11 protein-coding genes are annotated in these 13564 nt (G+C 71.7%); 5 read left to right on the top strand and 6 right to left on the bottom strand.

All coding sequences use genetic code 11. From position 1 onward, the window contains the following. Positions 1–138: 138 nt before the first annotated feature. A complete protein-coding gene (gene chrA, locus WT16_RS04755; RefSeq protein ID WP_063533059.1) occupies positions 139–1344 on the bottom strand; it encodes a chromate efflux transporter in 1206 nt (401 codons plus the stop codon). A gap of 278 nt (positions 1345–1622) precedes the next feature. After that, on the bottom strand, positions 1623–2402 hold the full coding sequence (locus WT16_RS04750; protein ID WP_015600673.1) for a Crp/Fnr family transcriptional regulator: 780 nt from the start codon (positions 2400–2402) through the stop codon (positions 1623–1625). Between the two features lie 90 nt (positions 2403–2492). Here WT16_RS04750 and WT16_RS04745 point away from each other — a divergent pair, with 90 nt between their 5' ends. From WT16_RS04745 to WT16_RS04735, 3 genes are all read left to right on the top strand, one after another. Beyond that, the gene (locus tag WT16_RS04745; protein ID WP_015602466.1) at positions 2493–3020 is read left to right on the top strand and encodes an Mpo1-like protein; all 528 of its coding nucleotides are present in this window, start codon (positions 2493–2495) and stop codon (positions 3018–3020) included. A 9-nt stretch (positions 3021–3029) separates the two neighbouring features. Continuing rightward, complete coding sequence (locus WT16_RS04740) at positions 3030–4052, top strand: 2-dehydropantoate 2-reductase (RefSeq protein WP_063532801.1); 1023 nt, start codon at positions 3030–3032, stop codon at positions 4050–4052. A gap of 434 nt (positions 4053–4486) precedes the next feature. Then, a complete protein-coding gene (locus WT16_RS04735) occupies positions 4487–5092 on the top strand; it encodes a class I SAM-dependent methyltransferase (RefSeq protein WP_006024792.1) in 606 nt (201 codons plus the stop codon). Between the two features lie 76 nt (positions 5093–5168). Here WT16_RS04735 and WT16_RS04730 read toward each other — a convergent pair whose 3' ends face one another. The 3 genes from WT16_RS04730 to WT16_RS04720 form a co-directional block, all read right to left on the bottom strand. Further along, positions 5169–6443 carry an EAL domain-containing protein gene (locus WT16_RS04730; RefSeq protein ID WP_063532800.1) on the bottom strand — a complete coding sequence of 425 codons (1275 nt, stop codon included), beginning with the start codon at positions 6441–6443 and terminating at the stop codon, positions 5169–5171. Between the two features lie 503 nt (positions 6444–6946). After that, positions 6947–8383 (bottom strand): multidrug transporter subunit MdtD, encoded by a 1437-nt coding sequence (gene mdtD, locus WT16_RS04725; protein WP_009911484.1) that lies wholly within the window; start codon positions 8381–8383, stop codon positions 6947–6949. A gap of 224 nt (positions 8384–8607) precedes the next feature. Further along, positions 8608–9933, bottom strand: a complete 1326-nt coding sequence (locus WT16_RS04720; protein WP_063533058.1) for a citrate/2-methylcitrate synthase — start codon at positions 9931–9933, stop codon at positions 8608–8610. Positions 9934–10097: 164 nt separating this feature from the next. Here WT16_RS04720 and WT16_RS04715 point away from each other — a divergent pair, with 164 nt between their 5' ends. Beyond that, positions 10098–11519 carry a CoA transferase gene (locus WT16_RS04715; RefSeq protein ID WP_063532799.1) on the top strand — a complete coding sequence of 474 codons (1422 nt, stop codon included), beginning with the start codon at positions 10098–10100 and terminating at the stop codon, positions 11517–11519. Positions 11520–11533: 14 nt separating this feature from the next. Here the strand turns inward: WT16_RS04715 and WT16_RS04710 are convergent, their stop codons facing one another. Beyond that, positions 11534–12280: a GntR family transcriptional regulator gene (locus tag WT16_RS04710; RefSeq protein WP_015600055.1), complete on the bottom strand. Its 747-nt coding sequence runs from the start codon at positions 12278–12280 to the stop codon at positions 11534–11536. Positions 12281–12447: 167 nt separating this feature from the next. Between WT16_RS04710 and WT16_RS04705 the strand changes: the two genes are divergently transcribed. Next, positions 12448–13293 carry an aldo/keto reductase gene (locus tag WT16_RS04705; protein ID WP_063532798.1) on the top strand — a complete coding sequence of 282 codons (846 nt, stop codon included), beginning with the start codon at positions 12448–12450 and terminating at the stop codon, positions 13291–13293. Positions 13294–13564 lie beyond the last annotated feature (271 nt).

Below are 13564 nucleotides of genomic sequence, written 5' to 3'. Positions count from 1 at the left end.
CGCGGCGACGCTGTGGCCGGATGCGTGGCCGCTGTCGCGCCTGCGATCGTCCGGCAGCGGCGGCGCGCGTTCGACGAGGGTGAACCGATCGCCGCGCTCGGCGCGCGATCGACGGACCCGTCAAGCGCATCAAGCGCATCAAGCCGAAAAGACGACCCACCCCGCGACGCACGCGACGATCACCACGATCCACGGCGGCACGCGCCAGAACGTCAGCGCGACGAACGCGACGAGCGCCGCGACGAAGTCGCGCGGCGCGAGGATCGCGTCCGTCCACACCGGCTGATAAAGCGCGGCGAGCAAGAGGCCGACGACGGCCGCGTTGACGCCCGCGAGCGCCGCCTGCATCCGCGCGTTCGTTCGCCAGAGTTCCCAGAACGGGACCGCGCCCGCGACGAGCAGGAACGACGGCGCGAAGATCGCGGCGAGCGCGAGCGCGCCGCCGAGCCAGCCCGACGGCGCGTCTTTCATCGACGCGCCGAGAAACGCCGCGAACGTAAAGAGCGGGCCGGGCACGGCCTGCGCGGCGCCGTAGCCCGCGAGAAATGTCTGGCCGCCGACCCAGCCGGGCGCGACGACCGACGCCTGCAGCAGCGGCAGCACGACGTGTCCGCCGCCGAACACGAGCGCGCCCGCGCGGTAGAACGCGTCGACGATCGCGAGCGCGTGGCTGCCCGACGCGCGCGCGGCGAGCGGCAGGCCGGCCAGCAGCGCGGCGAACAGCACGAGGCAGCACGCGCCGGCGCGGCGGCCGAGCGAGATCGGCAGCGGATCGTGCGCGCCGTCGCGCGCGGGGGCGATGTGCAGCAGCCCGATGCAGCCCGCGCTTGCGATGACGGCGAGCTGCGTCCATGTCGACGGCGCGATGAGCGCGACGCCCGTCGCGGCCGTCATGATCGTCACGCGCCGCGCGTCGGGGCACAGATTGCGCGCCATGCCCCAGACGGCCTGCGCGATGACGGCCGCCGACACGATCTTCAGCCCGTGCAGCGCGCCCGGCGCGAGCGCATGGCCCGCCGCGCCGGCGATCCCGTACGCGAACGCGGTCATCGCGAGCGCGGACGGCAGCGTGAAGCCTGCCCACGCGGCGAGCGCGCCCGCGTAGCCCGCGCACGACAGGCCGATCGCGATGCCGACCTGGCTGCTCGCCGGGCCGGGCAGGAACTGGCAGAGGCCGACGAGGTCCGCGTAGCTGCGCTCGCTCAGCCAGCGCCGGCGGACGACGAATTCGTCGCGGAAATAGCCGAGGTGGGCGATCGGGCCGCCGAACGACGTGACGCCGAGGCGCAGGAACGCGACGAAGACCGGCCAGGCGCGGCCGATGGTGGAGCGGGAGGCGTGCATATGATGGCGGCCGCGCATGAAGGTGCGAGAGGAGCGAAGCGCGATGATAGCGGGCTCGCGTGTGCGTTGTGGGAAAATCGCCGACCGGATTGGCGGGCGCGGGGCGACGCGGCGACGGATAGGTCTGCGGCGCGCGCGCCGTTGCGTGCATCGGCGGACATGCGTATTGCGCGACGAAGCGCGTTGGCGATGGCATTCGTTCTTGCCGGTGCTGGCCCCGATCTCGATCGATATCGATTCGGATTCCGAATCCGCCGTTGCCGCGGCCGCTTGCGCGATTACGATCGGCGGCGCGAAGCGCGCGACGCGTCTGTGCGGTTGGCGTCGCCGGCGGCGCTGTTTGCGTTGCCGTCCGCTCGTGCATCGCCCGCGCCGCTCGCCGCGCGCAGCGCATCCAGATCGACGATCTCGATTTCGCCGACGTGCAGCCTCACGACGCCGCGCGCCGCGAGATCCTTCAGCAACTGGTTCGCCGTTTGCCGCGACAGCGACAGCATCGCGCCGAGCCGTTCCTGCGACAGCCGGACCCGCCGATGCCGCGTGCCGATCCCGCCGTAGCCTTCCGCGATCATCAGCAGCCGTGCCGCGAGCCGCTGCGCGGCGGGCATCAGCGTCAGCGCCTCGACGTTCATGAACGACATGCGCAGCTTCTGCGCCATCAAAAGCGCAAAATATCGCCAGTAGCGGGGCGTTTCGTCGAGCAGTTGCTGCAGCGCAGCTTGTGGAATGTGCATCAGCAGCGCGTCTTCGAGCGCGATCGCGTCGTGCGTGCGCGGCAACTCGTCGAAGAGTGCGATTTCGCCGAACCACGTCGTCGGCTCGGCCACCGTGAGGAGCGCTTCCTTGCCGCTCGCGTCGACGGCGCCCACCGACAGCGCGCCGCTCAGCACCGCGTAGAGCCCGCACGGCGCGTCGCCGCGGCGGAACAGCACCTGGCCCGACGCGAGCCGGTGCGGCATCGCGGCCGCGATGAGCGCCTCGCGCAGCGCGGCGGGCAGCGCGCCGAACCACGGGTGCGTGTCGAGCTGGAGGCGATAGGGTTCGAAGAGCGGATGCATCGGCCGTCGCGGTGTCGGGTAGCTGACAGAGAAAACGTCGCGTGACGGGCATGATAGCGCTCACTCGCATCAGAAGCAGGAGGAGACACGATGAGAACCTTGGTCGATCAACTCGCGCAGTACGCGGCCTATCACCGCGACGCGCGCAACATCGCGACGCATCTCGTCGGCATTCCGATGATCGTCGTCGCGGTGACGGTGCTGCTGTCGCGGCCGGCGTTCGGCGCATGGGGCGCGCTCGCGCTCACGCCCGCGGCGCTCGTCGCGCTAGCGGCCGCGCTCTTCTACCTGCGGCTCGATCTGCGCTTCGGCGTCGCGATGGCCGCGCTGCTCGCGCTGAGTCTCTGGGCCGGCCGCGCGCTCGCCGCGCAGACGACCGCGCTCTGGCTCGGCGCGGGTCTCGGGCTCTTTTTCGCCGGCTGGGTGATCCAGTTCGTCGGCCATTGCTTCGAGGGCCGCAAGCCCGCGTTCGTCGACGACCTGATCGGGCTCGTCGTCGGCCCGCTGTTCGTCGTCGCCGAAGTCGCGTTCTTCGCCGGGCTGCGCGGCGAAGTGCGCGACGAGGTCGAGCGGCGCGCCGGGCCGGTGCGCGTCGGCGCGCGCAACGCGCGCGTCTGAGCCGCGTCGATGGCGGCGATTTGCGTCTATGGCGCGGGCGCGGTCGGCTGCTATATCGGCGGCCGGCTGCTCGCGGGCGGCGCCGACGTCGCGCTGATCGGCCGCGAGCGGATCGGCCGCGAGTTGCGCGCGCATGGGCTCTCGCTGTCCGATTACCGTGGCCGCGACGCGCGCGTGCCGCCGTCCGCGATCGCGTTCTCGACGGCCGATGCGGCGGCCGCATCGGCCGAGCTCGTGCTCGTCACGGTGAAATCGGCCGCGACGCCCGCCGCCGGCGCCGCGCTCGCGCGCATCGCGCGGCCCGACGCGGTCGTCATCAGCTTTCAGAACGGCGTGCGCAACGCGCACGCGCTGCGCGCTGCGCTGCCCGACGCAACCGTACTCGCCGGCATGGTGCCGTTCAACGTGATCGCGCGCGGCGAGGGCGCGTTCCACCAGGGCACGGCGGGCGAGCTGCGGGTCGAGGCCGCGCCCGCGCTGCGGCGCTTCGCGGATGCGTTCGCGCGCGCGGGGCTGCCGCTCGTGCCGTGCGCGGACATGCGCGCGGTTCAGTGGGCGAAGCTGCTGCTCAATCTCAACAACGCGATCAACGCGCTCGCGAACCGGCCGCTGAAGGAAGAGCTCGCGGCGCGCAGCTATCGGCGCTGCTTCGCGCTGGCGCAAATCGAGGCGCTGCGCCTGCTGGCGGCGGCCGGGGTCCGCCCCGCGCGGCTCACGCCGCTGCCCGCCACATGGGTGCCGCGGGTGCTGGGCGTGCCGGACCCGCTGTTCGCGCGGCTCGGCCGGAAGATGCTCGAGATCGATCCGCTCGCGCGTTCGTCGATGTCGGACGATCTGGCGGCGGGGCGGACGACCGAGGTCGACTGGATCAACGGCGAGATCGTGTGTCTGGCCGGGCAGCTCGGACGCGCGGCGCCCGTCAACGCGCGCCTTTGCGCGCTCGTCCACGACGCGGAGCGCTCGCAGGCGCGGCCCGCGTGGGGCGGCGACGCGCTGCTCGCCGAATTGCGCGCGGCGGCGCGGGCGGGGTAGCGCTGGGAGGCGGTCGGATGCTTCGCGCGCATCGGCCGGCAGGCCCTCGCGACGCGCACGCGTGGCCGTGTCGCCGTGCGGTTGTCGGCATGGGCGCGGCGGATCGCTCGTGGCTGCGGGAGACGGTCGTTCGGCGTGCGCGGTCCGCCCGGACGCGTCATTGCCGATCGTCGACGCTCGCCTGCCGATGACGTCGAACGTCGTTCGCGGATGGCAATCGATGCGGGCATCGAGCCGTCGACATCGACGCAATCGGTCGGCGCGACGGCGCGTCGGCCCTCGCCGACATCCCGGACGCGTGGCCGCCGCATCGCTTCGGCCGTCACCGCGACGCCGCGATGTCCGAAGCGTGAAGAGCCCATCCCGATTAATATGACGGCGGCGCGTGCCCGCCCCGGCGAGCCGGCGCGCGACCGCCTACCGAGGAGACGACGATGGATCGCACGACACTCGACGCATACGACCGCCACGCGGCCGATTACGCACGCGAATGGGACGAACAACCGGCGCCTGAGGACATGTATGCGCTGCTCGAACGTTACTTCGAGCCTGGGCCGACCGCGGACGTCGGCTGCGGCGCGGGGCGCGACGTCGCATGGCTCGCGAGCCGCGGCTTCGACGCTTGCGGCTACGACGGCAGCGCGTCGCTTGTCGCCGAAGCGCGGCGCAGCCATCCGGCGCTGCGCTTCGAGCAGGCGCTGCTGCCGGCGCTCGCGGGCGTGCCGTCCGGCGCGTTTCGCAACGTGCTGTGCGAGACGGTGATCATGCATCTGCCGGCTTCGGACGTCGATGCGGCGGTTGCGCGGCTCGTCGAGCTGCTCGCGCCGGGCGGCACGCTGTATCTGAGCTGGCGGGTGACGACGGGCGACGCGCAGCGCGACGGGCGCGGGCGGCTCTACGAGGTGGTCGATGCCGAACGCGTGCACGCGGCGCTCGGCGATGCGTGCGACGTGCTGTTCGAGCATGAGCGGACGAGCGAATCGTCCGGCAAGCGCGTGCATCGGCTCGTCGTGAGAAGGCGCGCGGCCGCGGCCGGCTAACGCGGCTAACGCGCATGACGCGCGTCAGCCGCGCGAACGCCCGGGCGACGGGCGCCCGACGCTCGGCCGTGTCCCGCTAGTCGCGGTGCGCCGCGGCTTCCCAGTTGATGTCGACGCACAGCACCTGCATGCCTTGCGCGGCGGGCGTCGCGATCGACGCCGTCACGCACAGGTGCGCTTCGTTGATCGACAGATAGGGCGGCGTGAAGTGCACGCGCCCCGGCACGCGCATCGCCTCGATGAAGTACGGCCGGCGCTCCCAGCTCGCGCCTTCCGAATGCAGCAGCGGGCTGAAGCGCTTCGCGCGCTGCGATGCATGCACGCGCGGCAGCACGTTGTCGCCGATCTGCCGGCCCGATGCGTCGAGCAGGAAGCAGCGCGCGGCCTCGGGCAGCTCGAGGAGTTCCTTCGACGCTTCGGTCAGGTCGCGGCCCTCGCGCAACAGCGCGCCCGCCCGCAGCAGCGCGGCGACATACGGCGCGAGGTGGGCTTCCTGCGCGCGCGAGCGCTCGGCGACGCGCAGCCGCAGCGCGGCCGACAGCGTATCCATGATGCCCGCCGCGACCTGCGGCTGCACCGGCTCGACGCTCGGCCCGGCGAAATACTGCCCCTGCACGAAATCGACGCCGCATTCGAGCGCGATCAGCGCTTCGCGCTCGGTCGTGATGCCGCCCATCAGCACGAGCTGCCCCGATTCGTGCAGCAGCGACACGAGGCCGGGCAGCACGCGCTCGAGATGCGAATGCTCGCTCGCCTGCGCGAGGATGCCGCGATCGAGCGTGACGATGTCCGGATGCAGGTGCCAGACGCGATCGATGTTCGAGTGCTTCGCGCCGAAGCCGCCGAGCGCGATCAGGAAGCCCGCCTTGCGCAGGCCGTCGACGATCGCCGCGAAGCGCGGCGTCTCGCCGCCCGCCTGCTCGGGCACCTCGAGCACGACGCGCTGCGGCGGCAGCCCGAGCGCCTTCAGGTTCGCGAGGAGCGCGTCGCCGTAGACGGTGTCCATCAGCGCGGCGGGATGCAGGCTCAGGAAGAGCCATTCGTCATGGCTGTCGAACGTGTGGAAGTTGCCGAGATGCAGCGATTCGGCGAGCCGCCCGAGTTCGAGCAGATCGCCGCGGCGCGCGGCCTGCGTGAACACCTCGTGCGACGGCACCTGGTTGCCGTGCGAATCGTGCGCGCGCAGCGATGCGTGGTAGCCGATCGCACGGCGATGCGACACCGAGAAGACCGGCTGGAACACACTGAATACGGTGTAGTCGCCGTACAGCACGGTGCGCCGGTTGCCGTCGTCGCCCGCGATCGGGCGCGGCGACTGGAAGCTGGGGGGATCGATGTCGATCATGCTCATGATTCGGCTGCTTGAGAACCGTCAGTTTACCTACAGAATAGGTGAGCAAGAACCATGCGCAAAAAGGCGCGCTGGCGCGCCGCCGCTTCGCGCGCAGCGCGGACATGGTGCACTCGCATGGTGCGCCGTGCGTCGCGGCGGCGCGGCGCGCGGCGTTCGGGCAGTTCGCCGGGACGCCGCGAGGCGCGTCCGGACATGCGCCGGACCGGCGCGCGGCGGGCGCGCTGCGACAATCGGACGCTCGAAGGCGCCGCGCTCGGGTGTCGAAGCGCTCGGATGCCCGAACGGCCGGAGGCGAACAGAGCCGAGGGGCTTAGGGCCGGCCGCAGCGACGTCCGGGCAAGCGCGTGCGTTCGCGCGGGCCGGTCCGTCGCGCGCGCCGCAACCGCGCCGAAGCGGCCGCACACGGCCTCCTTCGACGGCGATGCGAAATCCCGCTCGCCCGCCAGCCATCTCGAGCGCGCCGTCGCGGCCATGCCGGCCGCGCGGCAGTCCCGCCCGCGTCACGCGCGCTCGGACGGATCGGTCTTGCGCCGCGCGGCGCCGCGCACGTCTGGCGACAACTGCGCGAAGATCCACGCGGACGCGGCGGTGATGAGGCCGACGCACACGAACGTCGCATGGAACGCGGGCAGCGTGTGCGTCGGCGTGACGCTTCGCATCATGCCAGTGAAGGTCGCGAGGAGCGCGCCCGCGACCGTCACGCCGAGACTCATCGACAGCATCTGCACGAGCGAGAACAGGCTGTTGCCGCCGCTCGCGCCGCCCGTGCCGAGGTCCTTCAGCGTGAGCGTGTTCATCGCGGTGAACTGCATCGAGTTGAAGCCGCCGAAGAGGGCGAGCTGCGCGATCTTGAGCCATGCCGGCATCGCGTCGCTCATCAGCGCGAAGCTCGCCATCATCAGCCCGACCATGATCGTGTTCGCGAGCAGCACTTGGCGGTAGCCGTGGCGCGTGATGAGCACCGTGATGATCCGCTTCGAGAACATCCCCGCGGCCGCGACGGGCAGCATCATCAGGCCCGCCTCGAACGCGTCGTAGCCGAGGCTCACCTGCAGCAGCAGCGGGATCAGATACGGCATCGCGCCGCTGCCGATCCGCGCGAACAGGTTGCCGAGCAGGCCGACGCTGAACGTGTGGATCCTGAAGAGCTCGAGCGAGAAGATCGGCTGCGGCGCGCGCACCGCGTACAGGCCGTACGCGACGAAGCACGCGAGGCTCAGGATCAGTAGCACGAGCACCATCGCGTGCTGCATGCCGAGATCGGCGAGGCCGTCGAGCGACAGCGAGATCGCGATCATCCCGATCGTGAGCAGCAGGTAGCCTTTCAGGTCGAAGCGGCCCGCGGCCGGGTTGCGCGCGTCGGGCATCGAATAGAACGTCGCGATGCAGCCCGCGATGCCGACGGGCACGTTGATCAGGAAGATCCAGTGCCACGATGCGATCTTCACGAGCCAGCCGCCGAGCGTCGGCCCGATCAGCGGGCCGATCAGGCCCGGAATCGCGACGAACGACAGCGCGGGCAGATAGCGCTCGGCGGGGAACGTGCGCAGCACCGCGAGCCGCCCGACGGGCAGCAGCATCGCGCCGCCGATGCCCTGGATCACACGGAACGCGACGAGGAGCGGCAGCGTGTGCGCGTTCGCGCACAGGAGCGAGCCGAGCGTGAAGACCAGGATCGCGCTGAAGAACACGCGGCGCGTGCCGAGCGTATCGGCGAGCCAGCCGGACACGGGGATCATCACGGCCATCGTCAGCGAGTACGCGATCACGACCGACTGCATCCTGAGCGGCGATTCGCCGAGGCTCGCGGCCATCGACGGCAGCGCGGTGTTGACGATCGTCGCATCGAGCGTCTGCATGAAGAAACCGGTGGCGACGAGCCACAGCATGACAGTCAGCGATTTCTCGCTCGGGGCGGCGGGCGGAGCTTGGAGCATGAAAGCGGGGCGCTGCGGGCGCGTTCGGGCGGGCAGCCGACATTGTAGGGAAAGCCGGCGATGCGTGCAGCGAGCGGCGCGCGCAGGCGTGCATGGGGCGACGCGCGCATCGCGATGAATCATCGGGATATCGAAGGACTTTCACGAGCGGAGCAGGCCATGCGCGAAAACCGCACCTGCACCCGGCTACCCGGCTATCCGGACCCGGCGGCCGTCTGGCGCGCTCAGGCCGCCTGGTCGACGCCGACGTAACGCGCGCGCGGCCGGATCAGCTTGCCGTCGGCGCGCTGCTCGAGCGCATGCGCGATCCAGCCGGCGACGCGCCCGGCGGCGAACAGCGCGAACGCGGCGCCCGGCGGCAGCGCGAGCGTGCGCTCGAGCGCGACGAGCGCGAAATCGATCGTCGGCTTGTCGCCGAGCGCGGCTTGCGCCGCGTCGACGAGCGACAGCGCGCCGTCGAGCGCGGCGTTCGGGTTCGCGCGGGCGGCGAGTGCGTCAACGAGCAGCGTCGCGCGCGGGTCGCCGTCCGGATACAGCGGATGGCCGAAGCCCGGCAGCCGCGTGCGCGCGTCCGGCTCGCGTTCGTACGCGGCGATCCGCGCGGCGACGTAGCGGTCGAGATCGCGCGCGTGCGCGGCGCCGTCGAGGAGCGCCGCGACGCGCCGCGTCTCGCCGCCGTGGCGCGGTCCGGACAGCGCGGCGAGGCCGCCCGCGATCGCGCCGAACAGCGGCGCGCCCGTCGACGCGATGCAGCGCACGGCGAACGTCGACGGATTGAGCTCGTGATCGGCACAGAGCACGAGCGCGATTCGCAGCAGCTCGGCGTCGCGCGGGTCCGTCAGTTGCCATGCGGCGGCGAACTGCCGATGCACGGGCTCGGCGCACGGCGCGCGCGCCGCGAGCGCGGCCGTCGCGACGCGCAGCAGCACGGCGGCTTCGTCGAGCTGGGCCTCGCGGCGTCGGACGTCGGCGTTGGCGGCGGGAGCAGCGGCGGGAGCCGGTATGTCGGGCGATGCGTCACGCGGCGGCGCATCGTCGGCCGACGGCGAAACGCGGGCGGCATCGGACAGCGTCGCGGGCGCGGCGACGGGCAGCAGCGCGAGCGCGCGCTCGAGCGGCGACAGATCGCGCCACGGATCGAGCGCGCCGAGCCAGCGCGCCGTATCGAACGACGGGCCGACGCCGGGCGCCGCTTGCAAGCGCGCGGGCGGGCACTCCCACAGCAGCGCGGCGGTCTCTTCGAGCGTCGCCGCCGTCGCGAGCGCGATCGCATCGCGGCCGCGATACCGCAGCGTGCCGTTTGCGATCTGCGTGATGCGCGATTCGAGGACGGGCACGCCCCAATCGAGCGTGCGCTCCGCGACGTTCCCCGCGCGCTTCGCGTCCGCGCGGCGGCGCGCGAGCAGGCGAACCTCGTCGGCGTCGTAATAGCGGCGCCTGCTCGCGCCGTCGGCGCGCGAGCGCAGCAGGCCGCGGCTCACATACGCGTAGAGGGTCGGCACGCTGACGCCGAGCAGTTGCGCGGCTTCGTTCGCGCTCAAGCGGGACATGGCGGCGGTTCCTCGGTCGAAGGGCGGACGGACGATCGGGGCGATGCGCGCGCGACGCTCGCGCGGCGGCCGTTCGTCGAGCACGGAGGCTCGCAATCGGGATTGAATGCGTCCGCGCGCCATTCTAGACTCGTTTCAATGTTCACCACGGCGAGGCCGATGCGATGACTCCCCGGCACGCATTGACGCATCTGTGGCGTCTCGCGGGCGGCGACCCGGCCGCGCTCGAACGCGTCGATCTCGACGGCGGCGATCCGTGCCTGCCGTCGGTTCATCGAATCGGCACGCTTGCTGCGGCGTCGATCGCGGCGGCGGGGCTCGCCGCCGCCGAATGCGATCGTGTGCGGACGGCTCGCGCGCAGCGGGTTCGCGTATCGGTGCGGCACGCGCTCGCGGCGTTTCGCAGCGAGCGGTATCTGCGCATCGACGGTCGCGCGCCGCCCGAGCCGAGGCATCCCGTCACCGGCTTCTACGAGACGCGCGACGCGCGGTGGATTCAGTTGCATGCGAATTTCCCGCATCACCTGCGAGGCGCGCTCGACGTGCTCGGTTGCGGCGAACAGCGCGCGCAGGTGGCGGCGGCGGTGCGCGGCTGGGACGGCGACGCGCTGGAAGCGGCGCTCGCCGATGCGGGCCTGTGTGCGGCACTGATTCGGTCTCCGGAAGAATGGCAGGCGCATGAGCACGCGCGCGCGCTCGCGCGCCGGCCGCTCGTCGAGATCGAGCGAACCGGCGATGCGCCGCCGCGGCCGATCGGGGCGGACGAGGGGGCGGACGAGGGCCCGCATGCGGCCGGGCAGCCGCTTTCCGGCGTGCGCGTGCTCGATCTGACGCGGATCATCGCGGGGCCGGTCGCGGCGCGCACGCTCGCCGCGCATGGTGCGCAGACGCTCGTCGTCACGAGCCCGCATCTGCCGAACATTCCCGCGTTCGCGATCGACAACGGCCGCGGCAAGCGTGCGGCGTTCGTCGATCTGCGCGACGCGCAGGGTAGCGCGACGCTCGACGCGCTTGCCTCGCAAGCCGACGTGTTCGTGCAGTCGTACCGGCCCGGCGCGCTGGACGCACGCGGCTTCGGCGCGCATGATCTCGCGCGGCGGCATCCGGGCATCGTCTGCGTATCGGTGTGCGCATACGGCTATGACGGGCCGTGGGCGTCGCGTCGCGGCTTCGACAGCCTCGTGCAGTCGGCGAGCGGCATCGCGTGGGTCGAGCGGCGGGCAGCGGGCGGGCGCGCGCCGCGGCATCTGCCGTGTCAGGCGCTCGATCACGCGACCGGCTATCTCGCCGCGTTCGGCGCGATGACGGCGCTCGCGCGTCGCGCGCGCGAAGGCGGAAGCTGGCACGTGCGCGTGTCGCTCGCGCAGACGGGGCGCTGGCTGCAATCGTTCGGCATTGTCGAAGGCGGCGAGCGCGTGCCCGACACGACGCTCGACGACGTGCGGGACTGCCTCGACGACGCGCTCGCGTCGCCGTTCGGCGCGGTGCGCGGCGTGCGGCATGCGGAGACGCTGTCGGCGACGCCGCCGCGCTTTTCGTGCGGCCCCGCGCCATTCGGCCGCGATGCGCCGCGCTGGCTGCCGTGACGCGCGCTTGCCGCCTACTTGCGCAGCTCGACGACGAAATCGTAGTAATCGTTTCGACAGTATGTGTCGGTCAGCTCGATCGCGCGCTGATCGTGCGTGAAGCCGATCCGCGTGATCAGAAGGAGCGCGTCGTGCGGCGCGATGCCCATCTGCCGCGCGATCTCGTCGGTCGCGTTGACCGCGCGGAAGTGCTGCAGCGCGCGCACGATCGGCGTGCCGCGCTGCTCGAGATAGCTGTACAGCGAATCGCCGATCGCCTGCGGATCGGGAACGATCGTTGCGGGAAACGTCGAGTTCTCGACGGCCATCACGATGCCGTCCGCGAGCCGCAGGCGCTTCAGGCGCGTGACCGACGCGGCGGGCGACAGCCCGAGCTGGATCACCTCGTCGCGATTCGCGGGCTGGACGTCGCGCGACAGCCACGTCGAGCTCGGCGTGAAGCCGCGGCGCTTGAGCATCTCGCTGAAGCTCGACAGTCGCGACAGCGGATCCTCGTAGCGCGGCTGAATGAAGTTGCCCGCGCCTTGCGTGCGCCGGATGAGCCCTTGCTCGACGAGGAGCGCGATCGCCTTGCGCGCGGTGATTCGCGACACGCCGAGCGATTCCGCGAGCAGCCGTTCCGAAGGCAGCGCTTCGCCCGCGGCCCAGCGGTTGTCGTGGATCGCGTCGCCCAGCTTGCGGGCGAGTTGCAGATAGAGCGGCGTGTCGTTGTCGGGGTCGGGGCGCAGGTCGGACCAGCGGTCTTCCGTCGATGGCTTCATGGAGTGGATGTAGAAAACAGTGCGGCCATTCTAAGACATCGCGCGCCGCGGTTATAGCCGGGTTTTGCGCGCCATGCTGTCCGGCGCGCGTCGAATCGTTACACTGATGAAACACCCGCGGGCCGCACGCAGCGCGTGCCGCGCCCGCACACGTGACGAGGAGCGATATGACCAGCAGGCTCGAAACCGTCGCGCTGCCCGGCGGCGAACGCGTACCGAAGCTCGGGCAGGGCACCTGGGAAATGGGCGAGCGGCCCGCGAAGCGCGCGGCCGAGATCGCCGCGCTGCGCGAGGGCGTCGACCTCGGCATGACGCTCATCGATACCGCGGAGATGTACGGCGACGGCGCGACCGAGACGCTCGTCGGCGAAGCGCTCGCCGGCGTGCGCGACCGGCTGTTCGTCGTGAGCAAGGTGCTGCCGCAGCATGCGAGCCGCGCTGGCGTCGCTGCCGCGTGCGAGGCGACGCTGAAGCGTTTGCGCACCGATCGCGTCGATCTGTATCTGCTGCACTGGCGCGGCCCGATTCCGCTCGCGGAGACGGTCGCGGGCTTCGAGGCGCTGCGCGACGCGGGCAAGATTCGCCACTGGGGCGTCAGCAATTTCGACGTCGACGACATGGAGGAACTCGTCGCCGAAGCGGGCGGCGACGCCTGCGCGACGAACCAGATTCTCTACAATCTCGCGCGTCGCGGCCCGGAGTTCGATTTGCTGCCGTGGCTCGCGCAACGCGCGATGCCGGCGATGGCGTACAGCCCGATCGATCACATGCGGTTGCCGAAGCGCACGGCGCTCGATGAGATCGCACGCGAGCGCGGCGTGTCGCCGCCGCGCGTCGCGCTCGCATGGGTGCTCGGGCAGCCGAACGTGCTGGCGATTCCGAAGGCGGGCAGCGTCGAGCACGTGCGCGACAATCGCGCGGCGCTCGATCTCGTGCTCGACGAAGGCGAGCTCGCGCGGCTCGACGCGCAGTTCAAGCCGCCGCGCGGCAAGCGGCCGCTCGACATGCTGTAGCGCCGCGCGCGCTGCGGCAAGGCAAGGCGGCCGGTTCGGGCGAGCGGCTTGCTTGCGCGACCTGCGGGCGGTGCGTCGCGCGAATCGCAATTCGATCCGCTGCCATCGCTCGCCGCGCGCCGGATGCCGGCGATGCGCCATAGCTCTGTCGATCACACGCGCCTGCCGATGCGTTCGCCGCTCGATGAGGTTCCGCGATTGCGCGATGCGGCGTTGATGCGCGGCGCTTGGACAGAGCGTGTCGAGCTTGGCGCGGTTGTGGTGTGTTACG

The sequence above is a fragment of the Burkholderia sp. MSMB1589WGS genome (assembly GCF_001636105.1).
Lineage (GTDB): Bacteria > Pseudomonadota > Gammaproteobacteria > Burkholderiales > Burkholderiaceae > Burkholderia > Burkholderia humptydooensis.
Note: the sequence above shows the minus strand (reverse complement) of the source record. Positions and strands in the feature narration are given on the sequence as shown.

What these genes read in the sequence shown, in the direction of transcription:
- chrA (WP_063533059.1), bottom strand. Translation starts at nt 1,344, where the DNA reads ATGCACGCCTCCCGCTCCACCATCGGCCGCGCCTGGCCGGTCTTCGTC.
- WT16_RS04750 (WP_015600673.1), bottom strand. Translation starts at nt 2,402, where the DNA reads ATGCATCCGCTCTTCGAACCCTATCGCCTCCAGCTCGACACGCACCCG.
- WT16_RS04745 (WP_015602466.1), top strand. Translation starts at nt 2,493, where the DNA reads ATGAGAACCTTGGTCGATCAACTCGCGCAGTACGCGGCCTATCACCGC.
- WT16_RS04740 (WP_063532801.1), top strand. Translation starts at nt 3,030, where the DNA reads ATGGCGGCGATTTGCGTCTATGGCGCGGGCGCGGTCGGCTGCTATATC.
- WT16_RS04735 (WP_006024792.1), top strand. Translation starts at nt 4,487, where the DNA reads ATGGATCGCACGACACTCGACGCATACGACCGCCACGCGGCCGATTAC.
- WT16_RS04730 (WP_063532800.1), bottom strand. Translation starts at nt 6,443, where the DNA reads ATGAGCATGATCGACATCGATCCCCCCAGCTTCCAGTCGCCGCGCCCG.
- mdtD (WP_009911484.1), bottom strand. Translation starts at nt 8,383, where the DNA reads ATGCTCCAAGCTCCGCCCGCCGCCCCGAGCGAGAAATCGCTGACTGTC.
- WT16_RS04720 (WP_063533058.1), bottom strand. Translation starts at nt 9,933, where the DNA reads ATGTCCCGCTTGAGCGCGAACGAAGCCGCGCAACTGCTCGGCGTCAGC.
- WT16_RS04715 (WP_063532799.1), top strand. Translation starts at nt 10,098, where the DNA reads ATGACTCCCCGGCACGCATTGACGCATCTGTGGCGTCTCGCGGGCGGC.
- WT16_RS04710 (WP_015600055.1), bottom strand. Translation starts at nt 12,280, where the DNA reads ATGAAGCCATCGACGGAAGACCGCTGGTCCGACCTGCGCCCCGACCCC.
- WT16_RS04705 (WP_063532798.1), top strand. Translation starts at nt 12,448, where the DNA reads ATGACCAGCAGGCTCGAAACCGTCGCGCTGCCCGGCGGCGAACGCGTA.